Origin of the sequence: Streptomyces sp. NPDC101166, assembly GCF_044768125.1 — a bacterium.
Lineage (GTDB): Bacteria > Actinomycetota > Actinomycetes > Streptomycetales > Streptomycetaceae > Streptomyces.
This window is the reverse complement of the sequence record NZ_JBIWPF010000007.1, coordinates 217301-237260: the sequence shown is the minus strand read 5'-3', so window position 1 is coordinate 237260 and position 19960 is coordinate 217301. Positions and strand designations below refer to the sequence as shown.

Sequence of the window (19960 nt, the reverse complement as noted above, 5' to 3'; positions counted from 1 at the left end):
CACCGAGCTTGACGTGTCAGTGCCCTCGGGCAGACTTGGCCGGGAATAGCACTTTCGATCAACGGTGAGCCACGGCGAGCAGGGCGCCCGGGGGCCTTACGGGGGACGCAGAAGATGAGCCAGGACGGCGCACAGGGCCGGTACGCGGGGCGGGCGCTCGCCGGCGGCCGCTATCAGCTGCGCGACTTGCTCGGCGAGGGCGGTATGGCCTCGGTGCACCTCGCCTACGACTCCGTGCTCGACCGACAGGTCGCGATCAAGACACTCCACACCGAACTCGGTCGCGAACAGGCCTTCCGTGAGCGCTTCCGCCGCGAGGCCCAGGCAGTGGCCAAGCTCACGCACACCAACATCGTCTCCGTGTTCGACACCGGCGAGGACGACCTCGACGGCCTGACCACTCCGTACATCGTCATGGAGTACGTCGAGGGCCGCCCGCTCGGTTCCGTGCTCGACGAGGACGTGCGGCGGCAGGGCGCGATGCCCGCCGACAAGGCGCTGAAGGTCACCGCGGACGTGCTGGCGGCCCTGGAGATCAGTCACGAGATGGGGCTGGTCCACCGCGACATCAAGCCCGGCAACGTGATGATGACCAAGCGCGGCGTCGTCAAGGTGATGGACTTCGGCATCGCGCGCGCCATGCAGTCCGGCGTCACCTCCATGACGCAGACCGGCATGGTCGTCGGCACCCCGCAGTACCTCTCGCCCGAGCAGGCCCTCGGCCGTGGCGTGGACGCCCGCTCCGACCTCTACTCGGTCGGCATCATGCTGTTCCAACTGGTCACCGGGCGGCTTCCGTTCGACGCGGACTCGCCGCTGGCGATCGCCTACGCGCATGTGCAGGAGGAGCCGGTGACCCCCTCCTCCGTCAACCGGGCGCTGCCGCCGGCCGTCGACGCGCTCGTCGCCCGCGCGCTGAAGAAGAACCCCAACGACCGCTTCCCCAGCGCCGTCGCCATGCGCGACGAGTGCCTGCGCGTCGCGGCCTCCTTCCAGGCCGCCCCGCCGAGCATCGTCGCGGGTTCGCCCACGCAGAGCGGCTCGGGCGTCGGCTCGGCGGTGTTCCCGCCGGTCGGCCAGGCCCCGCAGCCGCCTGTGGGCGACGTCCGGACGCCCTACCAGCCCGCCCCGACGCCCAACCCGTACGGCACCCCCTCGACTCCCCCGCCGTCGTACGGCTACCCGCAGCAGGGCGGCTACCAGACGCCCGCCCCGCCCTACGGCGCCCACCAGCAGGCGCCGCACACCCCGCCCGCGTACAACCTCGCCCCGCAGCACCCGACGGCCGCGGGCCAGGGCGGCGGCCGCAAGGGCGGCAAGGGCGTGATCATCGGATCGACGATCGTCGCCCTGGTGGTCGCGGGCTCTCTCATCGGCAGCCTGGCCGCGAACGGCGACGGCGAGAACCGCGCGACCGGCAAAGAAGGCACGGGCGGCTCCAGCGTCTCGACCGCGCCGACGAAGGAGGCCGACCATCGCGGTCCGGACACCTCCAAGACGATCGATCCGTCGGAGTGCTCCGAGCCGGAGGAGGCCTACAACGACCCCGACAAGATCAGGGTGCCGGACTTCCAGTTCAAATACGTGAAGTCGGTCAAGGAGTGCTTCCAGGCCGCCGGCTGGAAGATCAAGATCAAGACCGTCGACGAGAACACCTACGGCGAAGGCGCGGTCATGGACCAGTTCCCCTCCGCGGGGACGGACGTCGACCCGGAGAACATGCCCGAGATCGAGCTGAGCGTGTCCTCGGGGAATCCGCCCTCCTGACGCGTACACCGGGCTATGCACACGACGAGGGCCCGGCGTCGGCGCGCCGGGCCCTGCTGTGTCCTGCTCTGTGTGCTGAGTCCTGCTGTGTCCTGCGGATACGGCCCTACAGGTACGGGCCGCCCGAGCGGCCGCCCGTGCGCGGGTCGTCACCGCCCTCGTTGCCACTCAGGCCCGGCGGCAGCGCGCGGCGCATCTGCTCCAACTGCGCCCGAGCGGCCATCTGCTGGGCGAACAGCGTGGTCTGGATGCCGTGGAAGAGGCCCTCCAGCCAGCCGACCAACTGAGCCTGCGCGATCCGCAGTTCCGCGTCACTCGGGGTGGCGTCCTCGTTGAACGGCAGGGAGAGCCGCTCCAACTCCTCCACCAGCTCCGGCGCCAGGCCGTCCTCCAATTCCTTCACCGAGCTCGCGTGGATCTCCTTCAGCCGGGCGCGGCTGGCCTCGTCCAGAGGCGCCACGCGCACCTCCTCGAGAAGCTGCTTGATCATGCTGCCGATCCGCATGACCTTCGCCGGCTGCTCGACCTGCTCCGTCACCGGGATCTCACGGGGGTCGTCGTCCGCGTCGGCGCCGCCGAGCGCCATCCCGTCCTGACCCACGACCAGGATCCTCTGGGCGTTCTCCGACGACCTATCGTTCCTCGGCATCTCCATGCGGTCCATTCTCTCGCACCGGCACACCTCATCACCGTGGTGCCCCCGGAGACGGCTGATCCACCGTCTCCGTTCCGTCTCCGTTCGGAGCAGTCCACCATGCGGCTTGTGTGTGGATATGTGAGTGTTGTGGCTACTTTTCTGGCGTCCTGAACACCGGGAGGGGGTCACGATCGTGACTCCATGGCGACGGGGGTTGTGCACAGCGGGGGCCGCGTTGCTCGCGGCCGGCGGGTCGCTGTACGGCGGCTGCGCGGCGCACGCGGCGGGGTCCTCGTACGGGAGCGGCTCGTCGTACGTCTCCGTGACGGCGTCCGGCTCGCCGTCGGCGTCCCCCAGCGAGCCCGACCGGGCCGGCAGCCGGGCCGGCGAGGGCCGGGCGCGGCCGGGGCGGAGCCTGGAGGCGGATCCGGGGGACGAGGACGGGTACGCCGACCCGGACGGCGATGAAGCCGACGAGGACCTGGGCGGCGTGGGCGAGGACCCCGACGGCTCGGTTGAGCCGCCCCGAGAGGCGGGGTTCGTGCCCTCGGCCTCGCCGCAGGCCGCCCCCGCCCAGGAGCAGCCCGTCGGACGCATGCTGCGCATCCTGCCGCTCGGCAGCGGACTGCTCCTCATCGGGCTGGGCTGCGGTCTCGCCTTCTTCGGCCTGCGCCTGCGCCGCGGCTGAGACGCGGAGCCGCCCGCCCCCGGCCCCGCGGGGGCTTCTGCCTAGCGGGAGGCGGTGAGCAGCACCTTGCCGATGTGGCCGCTCTCCTCGACGACCCGGTGGGCGGCCGCCGCGTCGCTCATCGGGAGCGCGCGGTCCACCACGGGCCGGACGCCCCCTGCGGCCACCAGCGGCCACACGTGCTCGCGGACGGCCGCGACGATCGCCGTCTTCTCCTCCAGCGGGCGGGCCCGCAGGGAGGTCGCGCTGATCGCGGCGCGCTTGGTGAGCAGCGCGCCGATGTTCAGCTCGCCCTTGGCGCCGCCCTGCATGCCGATGATCGCCAGGCGGCCGTTGACCGCCAGGGCTCGGACGTTGCGCTCCAGGTACTTCGCGCCCATGTTGTCGAGGATGACGTCGGCGCCGGCGCCGCCCGTGGCCTTCTCGATCTCTTCGACGAAGTCCTGCTCGCGATAGTTGATCAGGATGTCCGCGCCCAGCTCGGCGCACCGCTCCAGCTTCTCCGGGGTGCCCGCCGTGACGGCGACCTTCGCTCCGACGGCCTTGGCCAGCTGGACGGCCATGGTTCCGATGCCGCTGGAGCCGCCGTGCACGAGGAACGTCTCGCCCGGGCGCAGATGAGCGATCATGAAGACGTTCGACCAGACGGTGCAGGTCACCTCGGGAAGCGCGGCGGCCGTCCCCAGGTCGACCCCTTCGGGCACGGGCAGCAGCTGCCCGGCCGGGACGGCCACCTTCTCGGCGTAGCCTCCGCCCGCGAGCAGGGCGCACACCTCGTCGCCCACGGCCCAGCCGGTGACGCCGGGGCCCAGCGCGGCCACGCGGCCGGAGCACTCGAGGCCCGGGTAGGGCGACGAGCCGGGCGGCGGGTTGTAGAAGCCCTGCCGCTGCAGGACGTCGGCGCGGTTGACGGCGCTGGCCACCACCTCGACCAACACCTCGCCCTCGCCGGGTACGGGATCGGGGACCTCGTCCCACACCAGCGCCTCGGGACCACCAGGTTCGGGAATCGTGATCGCATACATGAGAGGGACGCTACTCCTCCGCTCCTGGACGGGTTCAGAGGCGAGGTGCCGCCGGCCGCTCCGGCGGCATCCGCACGATGGTGACGAGACGGTCGGTCAGCTCCAGGACGCCCACGGCAGGATCGTCGTAGGCCAGGATCCGATGGCCGCGGACGACGCTCACCACCAGATCGTCCGTCTCCCGAGGACTGCGCCCCGATTCGGCCTTGGTGACCGGGCGCTCCACGATGTCCAGGCCGCTGCCCTGCCGCATCAGATCGTCCATGATCACTCCGGCCGCCGGGCTGAGCACCGACAGCCCCATCAGACGTCCGGCGGCACCGGCGCTGGTGATGACCTCGTCGGCGCCGGACTGCTTCAGCAGCGGGGCGTTCTCCTCCTCGCGCGCCGCGGCCACGATCTTCGCCCGGGGATTGAGCTGGCGGGCGGTCAGCACCACGAGGACCGCCGTGTCGTCCCGTTCGGTGGCGATGATGATCCGCCCCGCCCGCTGCACCTCTGCCTTGCGCAGCACATCGCTGCGGGTCGCGTCGCCGACCACGCCCTCATAGCCCTCGGCCGTGGCCGCCGCGATCACCTTCGCTCCGGGGTCGATCACCACGACCTGCTCCTTCCGCAGCCCCGCCGCGCAGGCGGTCCGGATCGCGGACCGTCCCTTCGTGCCGAAGCCGACGACGACAGTGTGGTCGCGCAAGGGAACCTCCGGAATGCTGGGCAAGAGCCTGTGGGGACGGTGTTGCTGGGTGACGGGCGTGTGCCCACCGGGAACCATGGTGCCCACCGATCGAATCACCGCCACAGGGGGCACGCGTTGCGAGATCACGAACGACAGCCGGCCACGCCGAGCCGGCTCTCCCTCTTCAAGTCGCTGTGGCACCGCCGCTCGCGCCTCGAGGCCCGCGACGACGCGGAGGCGGGCCGCTCCATCACCATGCCGGTGCACAGTGGCCTCCCCCCGCTCCAGCAGGTGCTGCGCCGCCTCGCGCTGGCCCTGCTCGTCCTGTTCGTCACGACATTGATCGTCTACGCCGACCACGACGGCTACAACGACAACTCCGACGGCCAGGTCGACTTCCTCGACGCGGCCTACTACGCCACCGTCACCCTCTCCACCACCGGCTACGGCGACATCACACCCGTCGGCGACGCGGCCCGGCTCATCAACATCCTCGTCATCACCCCCCTGCGCGTGCTGTTCCTGATCATCCTGGTCGGCACCACGCTCGAAGTGCTCACCGAGCGCACCCGGCAGCAGGTCCGCGTCCATCGCTGGCGCACCCGCACCCGCGACCACGTCGTGGTCGTCGGCTACGGCACCAAGGGCCGGCACGCCGTGGAGACGCTCGTCGGACAGGGCATCCCCAAGGAGCGCATCGTCGTGGTGGACGCCCAGCGCAAGGCCGCACACGCCGCGGGCGACGACGGGCTGGTGTCGGTGACCGGGGACGCCACCCGCCAGGAGACCCTTCTCAAGGCCGAAGTCCCCCATGCGGCCCGGGTGATCGTGGCCCCGCAGCGGGACGAGACCGCCGCCCTGGTCACCCTCACCGCCCGGCAGCTGAACCGGCGCGCCACGATCGTCACCGCCGCCCGCGAGGACGAGAACGTGCCGCTGCTCAAGCAGAGCGGCGCGGACGCGGTGGTCACCAGCTCCAGCTCCGCCGGCCGGCTGCTCGGGGTCTCCATGGTCAGCCCCGCCGTGGCCAGGACCCTGGAGGACCTGATGACCCTCGGCAGCGGCCTCGACCTCATCGAACGCCCCATCACCCAGCAGGAGGCGGGGAAGGAACCGCGCGCCTGCAAGAACCTGATCGTGGCCGTCCTGCGCGGCAAGGAGCTCCTCGACTACGCCGACCCGCGGCTCACGGAACTGCGCCACGGGGACCGCGTGATCACGGTCAGCCGGGCAGCGGTCACCGAGCAGACCTGAGGGGCGGCTGAGTGGTGAGAAGGTGCCACGGTTTCACGTGAAACATCTGAAGCACACCGAATGCCCGGTCCCGACGTGTTTCACGTGAAACGACCCTGCGTCAGCTGAAGCAGGATGCGATGCCCGTCGCCCAGGGCAGTTCGAGGAGCTCGACCTCCTGACCGGCTCGCGCGCCGCCCTGCGGTACGACGACGAGAGCGTCGGCCGCCGCGATGCCTCGCAGCATCGCCGGACCGTTGTAGTGCAGCGGCACGGCATGGTCGTCCCGCAGGAACACCGGGACGATCCGGGTGTCGTACGGATGCCCGTGCACCGCTTCCCTCAGCGGCAGGGTGTACGGCTCCGCCGCCGCGCGTCCGGCGAGAACGCGCAGCAGGGGCTCGGCAAGGGTGACAAGGCCGGAGACGGCCGCCAGGGGATTGCCGGGCAGGCCGACCAGGTGCTGGTCGGGCTTGGTGCGGGCCAGCAGCATCGGATGGCCGGGGCGTACCTGGACGCCGTCGACCAGGAGGTCGGCGCCGATGCGGCGCAGGACGGGGTGGACATGGTCGACGGGCCCCGCCGCCGTGCCGCCGGTGGTGACGATCAGGTCGGCCGGGGACGTCGTGAGGGCCTGGTGCAGGGCCTTCTCGTCGTCGCCGATCCTGCGCAGGGCCACGACCTCCGCACCCAGGGCGCGCAGCCACGGCGGGAGCATGGGTCCGAGGGCGTCCCGGATCAGACCGTCGTGCGGGCGGCCCTCGGTGAGCAACTCGTCGCCCAGGACGAGCACCTCGACGCGGGGGCGGGGAACGGCGGCCAGCGTGTCGTAGCCGGCGGCCGCGGCCAGTCCCAGCACGGCCGGGGTCACCACGGCCCCGTCGGGCAGCAGTTGGTCACCGCTGCGGCACTCCTGGCCGCGCGGACGGATGTCCTGGCCGTGCTGGACCTCGCGGGTCGGGTGCAGCCCGCCCTTCTCGTCGGTGCGGCCGTGCTCGCTGCGCAGTATCGCCGTGGCCCCGGCGGGGACCCTGGCCCCGGTGGCGATGCGGACGGCCTCACCGTCGGCGAGGGCCACGGGCTCGGCGTGTCCGGCGAGGACGCCCTCGTCCCGTACGGCCCAGGGGCCCGGTCCGGAGACCGCCCAGCCGTCCATGGCGGAGCTGTCGAAGGAGGGCAGGTCGGTGAGGGCGGTCAGCGGAGCGGCCAGGACGAGGCCGAGAGCGTCGTCGAGGGTGACGGAGACGGGCGTACGGCGGGCGGCGACCGGTCGGGCCGCACGCGCGGCAGTGGCGCGCGCCTCGGCCCAGGGGGTGGCGCGGTGACGGTCCTTCTGAGGTGGTGCGTGGGACGCGTCTCGGGTGCCCTGAGCCTCCCGGGACACGTGGGAACCGTCGGGCTTCCGGGACGACCCTCGGGACGCGCGGGCGTCGCGGCTGTCACCGTGTCCGGTCGTCTCGTTCACGAGGGCGAGCACCTCCTCGACGTAGTCCTCGTCGAGGTCGTCCGTGTCCTGACCGCCCCGGAACCCGCGGGCGGTCATCCGGCGTCCGGGCGGGTGTCGGGCGTGGCGTCGGGAGCGACGTCGGGGCGGCCGCCGGAAGACGGTGCGTCCTCCGAAGGTGCGCCTGTGGACTCGTCGGCCCAGCGCACGGCCAGGTCGGCGGCCTTGCGGGCGGCTTCGGCGACGGCTTGCGGGCCGCCTCCGGCCCGGGCGGCGGCATAGCCGACCAGGAAGGTGGTCAGCGGGGCCGCCGGGCGGGCCACACCGTGGGCGGCGTCCCGGGCGAGGTCGAGCAGGGCGCCGGTGTCGACGTCGAGATCGATGCCCAGCTCGTCCTTGACTGCGGAGATCCATTCATCCAACACGTGGCCATGCTCCCTGATGCGTGCTCTGGCGGTGGCGATGTCGTCCCAGGTGTCGCAGTCGAAGGACGCGACGGGGTCAGGGACGCGGGTGAGGTCGAGCCCGGCGGTCAGCCGGCGCAGGGGGAGGCCGGCGAGGCCGCCGCCCCCGCCGGAGTCCCCGGACGACGGTCCGTCGCCGGCCGTCCCGGTCTGCGCGAGCGCCGTCAGTTCACGCCGCAGGGCGGCCGTGCGGTAGGCGGCGACGAGCGGCTGGTCGCGGCCGTCGGCGTCGGTGAGCATCGCGCCGTCGGCGGCGCTCGCCGTCAGCTCGGCCAGCAGCCGCCGCACGGTGTCCGGCCCGAGGAAGGGCAGGTCGGCGGAGAGGACGACGACGAGGCCGGCGGTGGTGTGGCGCAGCCCGGCGTCGAGCGCGGCGACGGGGCCCGCGCCGGGCGGTTCCTCGCGGGCCCACCGCACGGCGCGGGCGGTCGGCCGGGGATCGGCGACGACGACGGTCGTGCGCGCGCCCGCGCAGGCGACGAGGACCCGGTCGAGCAGCGCACGGCCGCCCACCCGCACACCGGGCTTGTCCGCGCCGCCGAGGCGGCGGGCGCCGCCGCCGGCGAGCACGACGGCGTCATGCACGGGCGGCTCGTTCGAGGTCACCCTCCGAGTATGCGCGGGGACCTCGATCACGGGGAACGCGGGATGTCCCGCCCCCGGTCAGAGCGTGCGCAGCAGCACCGCCGGCTGTTCCACGCAGTCCGCCACGAAGCGCAGGAAGCCGCCGGCCGTGCCCCCGTCGCACACCCGGTGGTCGAAGGTCAGCGACAGCTGCACGACCTGGCGCACCGCGAGCTCGCCCTCGTGCACCCATGGCTTGGGCATGATCCGGCCGACGCCGAGCATGGCCGCCTCGGGATGGTTGATGATCGGGGTGGAACCGTCGACGCCGAACACGCCGTAGTTGTTCAGCGTGAACGTCCCGCCGGTGAGTTCGGCCGGCGTGAGACCCCCGGCGCGGGCCGTCTCGGTCAGGCGCGCGAACTCGGCGGTGAGCCCCTCGGCGTCCCGGGCGTGGGCGTCGCGGACCACGGGGACGACCAGCCCCCGTTCGGTCTGCGCGGCGAACCCGAGGTGGACGTGATCGAACCGGACGATCTCGCGCGCCTCCTGGTCGACCGTGGAGTTCAGCTCCGGGAACCGGGCCAGGGCCGCGGTGCAGATGCGGGCCAGCAGCGCGACAAGGGAGATCTTCGGTCCGCCGGCCTCGTTCATGGCTGTACGGGCCCGCATCAGCTCCGTCGCGTCGGCGTCCACCCAGCAGGTCGCGTCCGGGATCTCCCGCCGGCTGCGGGAGAGCTTGTCGGCGACGGCGCCGCGGATGCCCTTGAGCGGGACGCGGGTACCGCCTCCGGCGGGAGCGGGGGCGGGCGCGGGAGCGGGGGCGGACAGGGAGGCGGAGGCCGGCACGGGCGACGAGGCCACGTGCGGTGTGCCGCGTTCCTGTGCGACCCGCAGCGCGCCCTCCACGTCCGCGCGCAGGATCAGGCCGTTGGGCCCGGAGCCGGTCAGCTTCCGCAAATCCAGACCGTTCTCGCGGGCGAGGCGGCGGACGAGCGGCGAGATGACCGGCACCGGCCCGTCGGTCACCGTGGAGCCGTCCGCGGGACCGGAGGAAGCAGCAGGTCGGGAGGCAGCAGCGGGAAGGGAGGCAGCAGCGGCACGAGGGGCAGCCGAAGGCGTCGGCTGGGCCGGCCGTACCCGGCGCCGACGCGCGGGCGCCTCCGAAGTGCCGTACCCGACCAGCACGTTGCCCGAGCCCTCGGCCTGATCGCCGGACGAGGGCTCGCCGACCGCCACCGTGATCAGCGGTGCGCCCACGGGCAGTTCGGCGCCCTCCTCGCCGAAGCGGGCGGTGACCACACCGCCGTAGGGGCAGGGGACCTCGACCATCGCCTTGGCCGTCTCGACCTCGACGACCGGCTGGTCGACGGCGACGACGTCGCCGACCTGGACCAGCCAGCGCACGATCTCCGCCTCGGTGAGCCCCTCGCCGAGGTCGGGCAGCTTGAACTCCAGCACCTGTGCCATCAGTTCCCCGCCTCCCACTGCAGACGCGCCACCGCGTCCAGGACGCGGTCGACGCCGGGCAGGTGGTGGCGCTCCAGCATCGGCGGCGGGTAGGGGATGTCGAACCCGGCCACACGCAGCACCGGCGCCTCCAGGTGATGGAAGCAGCGCTCGGTGACCCGGGCCGCGATCTCGCCGCCCGGGCCCGCGAAGGAACCCGACTCGTGGACGACGACCGCGCGTCCGGTCCGCCGTACCGAGGCGCAGACCGTCTCGTCGTCGAACGGCACCAGGGAGCGCAGGTCGACGACTTCGAGGTCCCAGCCCTCGGCCTGTGCCGCCTCGGCTGCTTCGAGGCAGACCGGCACCGACGGCCCGTAGGTGATGAGGGTGGCGCTCCGGCCCGCGCGCCGCACGACAGCGCGGCCGATGGGCTCGACGCCGGGCGGGTCCTCCGGGTTCCAGGCGTCCTTGGACCAGTACAGGCGCTTGGGTTCGAGGACGACGACCGGGTCGTCGGAGGCGATCGCTGCGCGCAGCAGGCCGTAGGCGTCGGCGACGGTGGCGGGCGTGACGACATGGAGCCCCGGAGTCGCCATGTAGTACGCCTCGGACGAGTCGCTGTGATGCTCGACGCCGCCGATGCCTCCGCCGTAGGGGACGCGGACGGTGATCGGCAGGGGCATGCTGCCGCGGGTGCGGTTGCGCATCCGGGCCACATGGCTGATGAGCTGCTCGAACGCCGGGTAGGCGAAGGCGTCGAACTGCATCTCCACCACCGGCCTCAGGCCGTACATGGCCATGCCGACGGCGGTGCCAAGGATGCCGGCCTCGGCGAGCGGGGTGTCCGTGCAGCGGTCCTCGCCGAACTCCGCGGCGAGTCCGTCGGTGACCCGGAAGACGCCGCCGAGCGTGCCGACGTCCTCGCCGAGGACGTGCACGGACGGGTCTGCGGCCATCGCGTCGCGCAACGCGCGCGTGAAGGCCTGCGCCATGGTGGCGGGCTTGACGGCGACGGTGGTCATCAGTGCGCCCCTTCCTCTTCCGCTTCCAGCTCGGCCCGCAGCAGGGCACGCTGCTCGCGCAGTTGGGGAGTGGGCTCGGCGTACACGTGGTCGAACAAATCCATGGGTTCCAGCGCCGCGTCCCGGTTCATACGAGCGCGCAGGTCGGCCGCCATGGTCTCGGCGGCGTCCCGCGCGGCATGCCGGGTCTCCTCGTCGAGCAGCCCACGCGCGGTCAGTTCGCGTTCCAGCAGCAGGATCGGGTCGTGGTCGCGCCATGTCTCGACCTCGGCGTCGCCGCGGTAGCGGGTGGCGTCGTCGGCGTTGGTGTGGGCGTCGATGCGGTAGGTCACCGCCTCGACGAGGGTCGGGCCGCCGCCCGCGCGCGCGTTGCGCACGGCCTCGCCGAGCACCTCGTGGACGGCGGCGGCGTCGTTGCCGTCGACCAGCCGGCCCGGCATGCCGTACCCGACGGCCTTGTGGGCCAGGGAGGGGGCGGCGGTCTGCTTGGCGAGCGGCACGGAGATCGCGAAGCCGTTGTTCTGGACGAGGAAGACGACCGGCGCCTGCCAGACGGCGGCGAAGTTCAGCGCCTCGTGGAAGTCGCCCTCGCTGGTGCCGCCGTCGCCGACCATGGCGAGGGCCACCACGTCGTCGCCCTTGAGGCGGGCGGCGTGCGCGAGGCCCACCGCGTGCGGGAGCTGGGTGGCGAGCGGGGTGCACAGCGGCGCCACGCGGTGCTCGTGGGGGTCGTAGCCGGTGTGCCAGTCGCCGCGCAGCAGGGTCAGCGCCTCGACGGGGTCCACACCGCGGGCGACGGCCGCGAGAGTGTCGCGGTAGCTCGGGAAGAGCCAGTCCCGTTCCTCCAGCACGAGCGCCGCGGCGACCTCACAGGCCTCCTGGCCGGTGCTGGAGGGGTAGACGGCGAGGCGGCCCTGCTTGGTGAGGGCGGTGGCCTGCACGTTGTAGCGGCGGCCCCGCACGAGCTGCGCGTAGAGCCGGAGCAGCAGCTCCGGGGCGGTCCGCGCGGCCGCTTCCGTGCCGAGGACGCGGTGGGGCTCGGCGTCCGGCAGCAGCGGCGCGGGATCGGTGCGGGGCTGCCAGGCGGGCGGCGGGGTAGGCCGGTACGCGCCCCGCTGCTCCATGACCGTCATGACGGCACCTCCTGAAAGGAGTGGCTACGGCAGGCGCATCGGCTGTGAGGCGCCTCACCTACCGATTGTTCGGTCGTCGGCACATTTTGGCTACTGGCCCCCTCAGGCTGTGGACAAACGGTTCTCCACAGCCTGCAATGAACGCAGTACGTCCACGGCGAGGAGGCGGGGGGACATGACACCTGAACAAATGGCCGACGGCCAGGAGAGCGCCGTCCCGCCGCGCCCGGAGGACTCCGTCCCGTTGCCGCCACCCCGCCCCCTGGACGCGATCGACCAGGACATCCTGCAGATGCTCCAGGCGGACGGCCGCGCGTCGATACGGTCGGTCGCCGAGCGCGTGCACGTCTCCCGCGCCAACGCCTACGCGCGCATCAACCGGCTCGTCGAGGACGGCGTCATCCGCGGCTTCGGCGCGCGCGTGGACCACGAACGCGCCGGACACGGCACGTCCGCCTACATCACGCTGAAGATCGTCCAGAACTCCTGGCGCACGGTGCGCGAGCAGCTCAGACAGCTGCCCGGCGCCTCCCACATCGCCCTGGTGGGCGGGGACTTCGATGTGCTGCTCCTCGTCCACACACCGGACAACAGGGCGCTGCGCGAAGTGGTGCTCACCCGGCTCCAGGCGATCCCCGAGGTGCTCAGCACGCGCACGCTGCTGGTCTTCGAGGAGGAGGACCTGGAACCGCAGACCCGCCCCGGCCCCGGCGGCCAGGGCACGCCCCGGCACGACGCCTGACACCGGCCCCGCCTCCGCTCCCGGCCGCCGGACACCGCTCCACGTCCGCTCCCGGCGGTCAGACCCCGCTCTGGGCCCGGTCCTGGCGCAGCCCCGAGAACACCAGCCGGGCCACCGCTTCCGCCACCTCGCGTTCGCCCGAGCCGCGTCCGTCCGGGCGGTACCACTCGACGATCGAGTTGATCATTCCGAAGACCAGCCGCGTCGCGAGCCGGACCTCCACATCGCCCCGTACGTCCCCGTCGGCGGCGGCCGCCTTCAGCAGTTCGGCGACCCGGTGGTCGAAGTCCCGCCGCCGCTCCAGCGCCCACCGCTCGGTGTCGGTGTTGCCGCGCACGCGCAGCAGCAGCGTCACATAGGGCAGCTCGGCTATGAGCACCTCGACCATGCGCCGCACCACGTACTCCAGGCGCCCGGCGGACCGCCCCACGCGCGCGTGCTCCTCGTCGAGGATCGAGAACAGGCCGTCCAGCGCCCGGCTCACCGCGCGGCGCAGCAGCTCCTCCTTGCCGGCGACGTGGTGGTAGATCGACGACTTGGAGATGCCGGCCGCCCGGGACAGGTGCTCCATGGAGGTGCCGTCGTAACCGCGCTCGTTGAAGACCTGCACGGCGACCGACAGCAGGGTCTCCGGGGTGTACGTGTCGCGCTTGGCCGTGGTCATGAGCTTCCCCTCCGCGTCTCGGCGGCGTGTCCGTGGCGGTACAGGGCGAGGGACGGCGCGTAGCGGCCGGAGGGCTCGCGCAGGTGCAGCTCCTCCAGCAGGTCGTGCGCCCAGACCCGGCCGAGCCTGCGGCTCCACTCGAAGGGGCCGAGCGGGTAGTTCACGCCGAGGCGCATCGCGGTGTCGATGTCCTCCTCGGTGGCGACGCCCTTGGCGACGGCGTCGTGCGCGAGGTCGACGATCCGCGCGACCGTTCGGGCGACGATCATGCCGGGGACGTCGCCGATGACGCTGACGTCCTTGCCGAGCGCCTGGAACAGGCCGATCGCCTCGGAGAGGGCCTGCGGCGAGGTGTCCTGGGACGCGGACAGGGCGACCCGGGTGGCCTTGCGGTAGTCCAGGGCAAGGTCGAAGTAGACGACGTCGCGGAACTCCACGGACGTCTGCCCGTCGGCGAGCGCCAGCGCGCCGTCGCTGGGCAGGACCAGCCGGGTGCCGTGGTCCTCTTCCTCCTCGCGGACCTGGATGCCCGCCTCACGGATCATCCCGAGCAGCTCCGAGGCGGGCCCCAGATCCCCCTCGGCGACGACATAGGCGGGCGGCCGGTGCTTCTCCGCGGTGTGCGGCTCGGGACGCTCGGCGCCGTCGCGGTGCTCGTACCAGCCCTGGCCGGTCTTGCGGCCGAGGCGGCCGGACTCGACCAGCCGGCGCTGGGCGAGCGAGGGGGTGAACCGCGCGTCCTGGAAGAAGGACTGCCAGACGGAGTGCGTGACGGACTCGTTGACGTCCTGGCCGATCAGGTCGGTCAGCTCGAACGCGCCCATCTTGAACCCGCCGGACTCGCGCAGGACGGCGTCGATGGTGGCCGGGTCGGCGCCCTGCGCCTCGTAGACCGCGAACGCCTCGGCGTAATAGGGCCGCGCGATGCGGTTGACGATGAAGCCGGGGGTGTCGGCGCAGGCGACGGGTGTCTTTCCCCAGGCGCGGGCCGTCTCGTAGGCGCGCGTGGCCGACGTGACGTCGGTGGCGAAGCCGGAGACGACCTCGACCAGCGGCAGCAGCGGCGCGGGGTTGAAGAAGTGCAGACCCACGAGTCGGCCCGGATTGCGCAGGGCGCCGCCGACGGCCGTCACCGACAGGGACGAGGTGTTGGTGGCGAGCAGGCAGTCGTCGCCGACGACGTCCTCCAGCGCGCGGAACAGCTCCTGCTTGACGTCCAGGCGCTCCAGGACGGCCTCGACGACCAGGGCGCAGTCCGCGAGCTCGGCCAGGTCGTCCACGGGCGTGAGGCGGGTGCGGGCGGCGTCCCGGTCGGCGGCGGTGAGCCGGTCCTTCTCGACGAGCCGGTCCAGGCGGGCGCCGATCGCGCCGGCGGCCTCCCGGGCCCGTCCGGGGACGGCGTCGTACAGCCGTACCGGGTGGCCGGCGACCAGCGCGACCTGGGCGATGCCCTGACCCATGGTGCCCGTGCCGACCACGGCCACGGGGCTGCTGAGGTCCAGTGCTGTCATGTGCGCGATCCTCCCGCACGGCGTTGTCCACAGATGCGGCGGACCCCCTTGTCCCGACCGATCGTTCGGTTACTCTAACTCTGACCGTCCGTTCCTGTCCCTGCTTCGCAGGGTTTCCGTCCAGGTCCTGAGCTCGACGAAGAGCTCTCACGACGAGGAGTTGGTCCCCCATGGCCGCCGAACTCACCGCACATGATCTGATCGCCAAGCACCGGCCCACCCTCGACCAGGCCCTGGAAGCGATCCGCACCCGCGCGTACTGGTCGCCGCACCCGGAGCACCCCAAGGCCTACGGGGAGAACGGCAGTCTGGACGCGGAGGCCGGCAAGGCGGCCTTCGACGCCCTCCTGGGCACCCGCCTCGACCTCGGTCAGCCCGGCACGGACGACTGGGTCGGCGGCGAGGTCTCCCCGTACGGCGTGGAACTGGGCGTGACGTACCCGCACGCGGACATCGACGTGTTGCTGCCCGCCATGAAGGCCGGACAGCGCGCCTGGCGGGACGCGGGCGCGGAGATCCGCGCGGCGGTCTGCCTGGAGATCCTCAAGCGGATCAGCGACCGCACCCACGAGTTCGCCCACGCCGTCATGCACACCTCCGGCCAGGCGTTCATGATGGCGTTCCAGGCGGGTGGCCCCCACGCGCAGGACCGCGGCCTGGAAGCCGTGGCGTACGCGTACGTGGAGCAGGTCCGCACACCGGACACCGCGGAATGGACGAAGCCGCAGGGCAAGCGGGACCCGCTCGCCCTCACCAAGCAGTTCACGCCGGTCCCGCGCGGCATCGCGCTGATGATCGGCTGCAACACCTTCCCCACCTGGAACGGCTACCCGGGCCTGTTCGCCTCCCTGGCCACCGGCAACGCTGTCCTGGTCAAGCCCCACCCGCGCGCGGTGCTGCCGCTGGCGCTGACCGTGGCCGTCGCGCGCGAGGTGCTCGCCGAGGCGGGCTTCGCCGCCGACCTGGTCGCGCTCGCCGCCGAGCGGCCCGGCGAGGGCATCGCCAAGACGCTGGCCACGCGGCCCGAGATCAGGATCATCGACTACACCGGGTCGACCTCCTTCGGCGACTGGCTGGAGGCCAACGCCCGCCAGGCGGAGGTCTACACCGAGAAGGCCGGCGTCAACACCGTCCTCGTGGAGTCGACCGGCGACTACAAGGGCATGCTCGCCAACCTGGCCTTCTCGCTGTCCCTGTACAGCGGCCAGATGTGCACCACCCCGCAGAACCTGCTGATCCCGCGGGACGGCATCCACACCGACCAGGGCCCCAAGACCTTCGACGAGGTCGTCGCCGACCTCGCGCGCGCGGTCGACGGCCTCCTGGGCGACGACGCCCGGGCCAACGCCCTGCTGGGCGCCATCGTCAACCCGGACGTCAAGGCCCGCATGGAGGCCGCGGCGAGCCTCGGTGAGGTCGCGCTCGCCTCCCGCGAGGTCGCCAACCCGGAGTTCCCCGCCGCGGTCGTGCGCACCCCCGTGATCGTCAAGCTGGACGGCGCGCGGAAGTTCTGGGAGGGCGCGGACGACGAGCCCGCCTACCTGAGCGAGTGCTTCGGGCCGGTCTCCTTCGCCGTCGCCGTGGACTCCGCCGCTGACGCCCTTGACCTGCTGCGGCGCACGATCCGTGAGAAGGGCGCGATGACGGTCGGCGCGTACACCACCGACGAGGAGGTCGAGCAGGGGATCCAGGACGTCTGTCTGGAGGAGGCCGCCCAGCTGTCCCTGAACCTCACCGGCGGGGTCTACGTCAACCAGACGGCCGCGTTCTCCGACTTCCACGGCTCGGGCGGCAACCCCGCGGCCAACGCCGCACTGTGCGACGGGGCCTTCGTGGCCAACCGGTTCCGGGTCGTCGAGGTGCGCAGGGAGGCCTGAGCACCCCTGAGGGGCCCTTGCCTCAAGCGGCGCCGTGCGGCCCCGCGCTCCAGTGATACAGCGTCATGGCCACACTGGTCGCGAGGTTGTAGCTGGAGACCTGGGGCCGCATGGGCAGCGCGAGGAGATGGTCGGCACGCGCGCGCAGCGCTCCGGACAGCCCGCTGCGCTCCGAGCCGAAGGCGAGCACGGCGTCGTCCGGGAGTTTCACGCCCCGGACGTCCTCGCCCTCCGGGTCCAGCGCGAACACCGGCCCGGGCGGCAACTCCTCGACGCTCAGCCGCTCCACGGCGGTCGCGAAGTGCAGTCCCGCGCCGCCGCGCACGACGGTCGGATGCCAGGGGTCGAGGGTGCCGGTGGTGACCACCCCGGTCGCCCCGAAGCCGGCGGCCAGCCGGATCACCGCTCCCGCGTTGCCCAGATTGCGCGGCTCGTCGAGCACCACGATGGGCGCGGTGCGCGGCTCCCGGGCCAGCGCGCTCAGGTTCGCCTCCCGCGCGGGACGTACGGCCAGCGCGGCCACGGCGGTGGGATGCCGGCGCGGCACCAGAGAGGCGTACGCCGCCTCGGGCACCTCGGTGAGGAGGGCGTCCAGGGTCCCCCGGACGTCGGGGGCGAGTTCGTCGGCCAGGGCGAGCGCCGCCCGACGGTCCACGGCGACCGCAGCCGTGACGTCGGCCCCGAAGCGCACGGCGTGCTTGAGGGCGTGGAAGCCGTCGAGCAGCACACAGGATTCGGCGAGTCGCCGCCACCGGCCGAGCAGGAAGCCGAGAGGGTCGGGGTCGGTCATGCCGTGAAGCCTACGGGGCGTTCTTCGGACTCCTCGGCCGTGTGGGGACGCCGCTGACCGGGCACCGAGGCCCCGCCGCGCGTGGTCGTCGCCTCACGCACGCGTGCCGCCCAGCCGCCGAGACGGCGCAGGAACGGCGTGGACAGGAAGACCGCGTCCGCCGCGATCATCGCGAGGGAGAAGAACGGCAGTCCCAGGACCACGGCGATCACCGCGTGCTCGGTCATCATCACCGCGAGCAGGACGTTCTTCACGCGCCGGTTGAACAGCGTGAACGGGAAGGCGACCTGTACGACGACCGTCCCGTAGGTCACGAGCATCACCATGGTGCCGCTGGCGGACATCAGGTCCGCGAGCGCCGGCCAGGGCGAGAAGTAGTCCAGGTGCAGCGGGTAGTAGACGGCGGTGCCGTCCTGCCAGCGCGAGCCCTGGATCTTGTACCAGCCGGCGGTCGCGTAGATGAGGCAGGCCTCGGCCATGATCACGAACAGGGCGCCGTTGTGCAGGACGTCGGCGACGACGTCCAGCAGGATCCGGGGCTGCGCTGCCTTTCCCAGGCGCCCCACAGCCCACCACAGGCCCTGCGCGATCCACACCGCCCAGAGGATCACCGGCACGGTCGGATCGCCGTCGAGACGGCCCGCCGCGGTCACGGCGACCAGCACGAACCCGAGCACGACCCACAGGGAGGGCCCGATCCGGTCGGTGACCCGCTCCCCACGCGCGCGGGCCGCCTCCGTGCGCCGCGCCCGGCGGGCGTCCAGGGACCACACCTGGGCGCAGCGCGTGAACACGAGGTAGATCGACATCAGGTGCAGGACGTTGTCGCCGCCGTCGCCCATGAAGATGCTGCGGTTCTGCAGCGAGAGCACGCCGACCATGAAGAGCACGGAGGTGGTGCGGGTGCGCCAGCCGAGCAGCAGCAGCACGCTCGCCAGCACCGCCAGCGCGTACACGGTCTCGAACCAGACCCGGCTGTCCGACCACATCAGCGCCGTGAACGCGCCGTTCTCGTCGATCAGCCGCCGGGCCAGCCGCCAGCTCCACGGGCCGTCGGGGCCGTAGAGCTCCCCGCGGTGGGGAAGCTCGCGCAGCAGGAACAGCAGCCAGGTGAGGCTGAAGCCGATCCGGACCACCGCGCTCTGGTAGGGCCCGAGCGCCGCTCCGGTCACGCGCTCGACGGCGGCGGACACCGCCGGGGAAAACCGGTTCACTGCGCGCCTCCCGCGGTGTCGTCGCCCGTCAACGGCCACCAGGGCAGGACGCGGTACGCCGCGCCCGATGACGTCTTCTCGTCACTCCAGCCGGGCGCCGGCACGTCGGTGGTCCTGGAGCGGACCTGGACCCGTTCGACGACGCCGCCCTGCCCGGCCGCGCCGCCGCGGTCAAGGCGCAGGACGACGATGCGGCGCAGGTAGGACTCCGACAGCGCGCTGCGTGTGCTCACCGAACGGTTCTCGGCGTCGTGCGAACCGGTGTAGAAGTCCCAGGCCCGGCGCAGTTCGTTCTGCTGGGTGTGGCTCGGCAGCAGGTTGCCGTCGATGTCGCGGCCGTCCTGGGCGGAGAGGTCGTACCAGCCGGTGGTCCGCGTCTCACCGCTCGCGGTGCGTATGTCGGCGCGGACCTGGACGGCGATGTTCTGCTGGAGCGGGTTAGGCGCGAACAGCTTCCAGTTCTGCTCGAACTCCGGGTAGACCCAGTCGTCGACCGCCTCGCCATGATTCTTGGTGACCGTGTTGGCGGGCGCGACGTGCAGGAACACCATGCCGACGTGGACGCAGACGGCGACCGTCACGACCGCGACCGCCAGGGCGGCGGCTATCCGATAGGGGGTCGACAGAGCCGCGACGCCGGTGCGCGGACCGGCGGCCGCCGGGTCGGGACCGTGCTCGACGGACATGGGGCCGGAGCCTGCGGGGGCGGCGTCGGAGCCGACGGGTGGGACGGGACGGGCGGCGGCGTCCGCGGGGGCGGCGGAGCGGACGGTGCCGGGCGAGTCCGTGCCGGAGTCGCCCGATACGGGCTCGGCGGAGTCGGGCCGGTCCGTGGGCTCGCCGTCCGGGGCTCGGCCGCCGGGGGCCTCGGCGCGCGGGCGGGGTACGGAGCCTGTCGCCCGCGGCCCCTCGCCGGGCGGCGGACCCGTGTCCGGCCCGCGGGACGCCTCTGCCTCCCGCGGGGCGTCGGTGCCTCCGTCGTACGCGTCCATTCCGCCCCGTTCCCCGGATCCGTCCGTCGTCCGGATCCGTCCGTCTTCCGACCGCCCTGCCGAGC

At 72.7% G+C, this 19960-nt stretch carries 17 protein-coding genes and 1 pseudogene; 5 read left to right on the top strand and 13 right to left on the bottom strand.

What is annotated here, in order from left to right; translation table 11 throughout:
- The first annotated feature begins 114 nt into the window (after positions 1 to 114).
- A complete protein-coding gene (locus tag ACIRS4_RS15470; RefSeq protein WP_404195216.1) occupies positions 115 to 1767 on the top strand; it encodes a protein kinase in 1653 nt (550 codons plus the stop codon).
- A 106-nt stretch (positions 1768 to 1873) separates the two neighbouring features.
- Here the strand turns inward: ACIRS4_RS15470 and ACIRS4_RS15465 are convergent, their stop codons facing one another.
- The gene (locus ACIRS4_RS15465; protein ID WP_404195214.1) at positions 1874 to 2422 is read right to left on the bottom strand and encodes a bacterial proteasome activator family protein; all 549 of its coding nucleotides are present in this window, start codon (positions 2420 to 2422) and stop codon (positions 1874 to 1876) included.
- 175 nt (positions 2423 to 2597) lie between these two features.
- Between ACIRS4_RS15465 and ACIRS4_RS15460 the strand changes: the two genes are divergently transcribed.
- The gene (locus tag ACIRS4_RS15460) at positions 2598 to 3092 is read left to right on the top strand and encodes a hypothetical protein (RefSeq protein WP_404195211.1); all 495 of its coding nucleotides are present in this window, start codon (positions 2598 to 2600) and stop codon (positions 3090 to 3092) included.
- Positions 3093 to 3133: 41 nt separating this feature from the next.
- On the opposite strand, the gene ACIRS4_RS15455 is transcribed toward ACIRS4_RS15460, so the two are convergent.
- A complete protein-coding gene (locus ACIRS4_RS15455; protein WP_404195209.1) occupies positions 3134 to 4117 on the bottom strand; it encodes an NAD(P)H-quinone oxidoreductase in 984 nt (327 codons plus the stop codon).
- 34 nt (positions 4118 to 4151) lie between these two features.
- A pseudogene (locus ACIRS4_RS15450) lies at positions 4152 to 4811 on the bottom strand (potassium channel family protein); the annotation flags it as partial.
- A gap of 117 nt (positions 4812 to 4928) precedes the next feature.
- Between ACIRS4_RS15450 and ACIRS4_RS15445 the strand changes: the two are divergent.
- Entirely contained in the window at positions 4929 to 6047 is a 1119-nt protein-coding gene (locus tag ACIRS4_RS15445; protein ID WP_404195206.1) for a potassium channel family protein, read from the top strand.
- Positions 6048 to 6147: 100 nt separating this feature from the next.
- Here ACIRS4_RS15445 and ACIRS4_RS15440 read toward each other — a convergent pair whose 3' ends face one another.
- Genes ACIRS4_RS15440 through pdhA form a run of 5 tightly spaced genes read right to left on the bottom strand, consistent with a single transcriptional unit; the run spans position 6148 to position 12105 of the window.
- On the bottom strand, positions 6148 to 7569 hold the full coding sequence (locus ACIRS4_RS15440; protein ID WP_404195204.1) for a molybdopterin molybdotransferase MoeA: 1422 nt from the start codon (positions 7567 to 7569) through the stop codon (positions 6148 to 6150).
- A complete protein-coding gene (locus ACIRS4_RS15435; protein WP_404195202.1) occupies positions 7566 to 8540 on the bottom strand; it encodes an NTP transferase domain-containing protein in 975 nt (324 codons plus the stop codon). The genes ACIRS4_RS15440 and ACIRS4_RS15435 overlap by 4 nt, the downstream gene beginning before the upstream one ends.
- A 57-nt stretch (positions 8541 to 8597) precedes the next feature.
- Entirely contained in the window at positions 8598 to 9968 is a 1371-nt protein-coding gene (locus tag ACIRS4_RS15430) for a dihydrolipoamide acetyltransferase family protein (RefSeq protein ID WP_404195200.1), read from the bottom strand.
- Positions 9968 to 10972 carry an alpha-ketoacid dehydrogenase subunit beta gene (locus ACIRS4_RS15425; RefSeq protein ID WP_404195197.1) on the bottom strand — a complete coding sequence of 335 codons (1005 nt, stop codon included), beginning with the start codon at positions 10970 to 10972 and terminating at the stop codon, positions 9968 to 9970. The genes ACIRS4_RS15430 and ACIRS4_RS15425 overlap by 1 nt, the downstream gene beginning before the upstream one ends.
- Positions 10972 to 12105 carry a pyruvate dehydrogenase (acetyl-transferring) E1 component subunit alpha gene (gene pdhA, locus ACIRS4_RS15420; protein WP_404195194.1) on the bottom strand — a complete coding sequence of 378 codons (1134 nt, stop codon included), beginning with the start codon at positions 12103 to 12105 and terminating at the stop codon, positions 10972 to 10974. Before pdhA ends, ACIRS4_RS15425 begins: the two co-directional genes overlap by 1 nt.
- Before the next feature lie 175 nt (positions 12106 to 12280).
- On the opposite strand from pdhA, the gene ACIRS4_RS15415 reads away from it, so the two are divergent.
- Positions 12281 to 12847 (top strand): Lrp/AsnC family transcriptional regulator, encoded by a 567-nt coding sequence (locus ACIRS4_RS15415; RefSeq protein ID WP_404195191.1) that lies wholly within the window; start codon positions 12281 to 12283, stop codon positions 12845 to 12847.
- Between the two features lie 58 nt (positions 12848 to 12905).
- Here ACIRS4_RS15415 and ACIRS4_RS15410 read toward each other — a convergent pair whose 3' ends face one another.
- A complete protein-coding gene (locus ACIRS4_RS15410) occupies positions 12906 to 13511 on the bottom strand; it encodes a TetR/AcrR family transcriptional regulator (protein ID WP_404195189.1) in 606 nt (201 codons plus the stop codon).
- Positions 13508 to 15022 (bottom strand): 3-hydroxyacyl-CoA dehydrogenase, encoded by a 1515-nt coding sequence (locus ACIRS4_RS15405; protein ID WP_404195186.1) that lies wholly within the window; start codon positions 15020 to 15022, stop codon positions 13508 to 13510. The genes ACIRS4_RS15410 and ACIRS4_RS15405 overlap by 4 nt, the downstream gene beginning before the upstream one ends.
- Before the next feature lie 170 nt (positions 15023 to 15192).
- Between ACIRS4_RS15405 and paaN the strand changes: the two genes are divergently transcribed.
- On the top strand, positions 15193 to 16899 hold the full coding sequence (gene paaN, locus ACIRS4_RS15400; protein WP_404195183.1) for a phenylacetic acid degradation protein PaaN: 1707 nt from the start codon (positions 15193 to 15195) through the stop codon (positions 16897 to 16899).
- 22 nt (positions 16900 to 16921) lie between these two features.
- Here the strand turns inward: paaN and ACIRS4_RS15395 are convergent, their stop codons facing one another.
- The 3 genes from ACIRS4_RS15395 to ACIRS4_RS15385 are packed head-to-tail and all read right to left on the bottom strand — an operon-like array spanning position 16922 to position 19895.
- Positions 16922 to 17689: a TrmH family RNA methyltransferase gene (locus tag ACIRS4_RS15395; RefSeq protein WP_404195180.1), complete on the bottom strand. Its 768-nt coding sequence runs from the start codon at positions 17687 to 17689 to the stop codon at positions 16922 to 16924.
- Positions 17686 to 18903: an HTTM domain-containing protein gene (locus ACIRS4_RS15390; protein WP_404195178.1), complete on the bottom strand. Its 1218-nt coding sequence runs from the start codon at positions 18901 to 18903 to the stop codon at positions 17686 to 17688. Before ACIRS4_RS15390 ends, ACIRS4_RS15395 begins: the two co-directional genes overlap by 4 nt.
- Positions 18900 to 19895: a DUF5819 family protein gene (locus tag ACIRS4_RS15385; RefSeq protein WP_404195176.1), complete on the bottom strand. Its 996-nt coding sequence runs from the start codon at positions 19893 to 19895 to the stop codon at positions 18900 to 18902. Before ACIRS4_RS15385 ends, ACIRS4_RS15390 begins: the two co-directional genes overlap by 4 nt.
- Positions 19896 to 19960 lie beyond the last annotated feature (65 nt).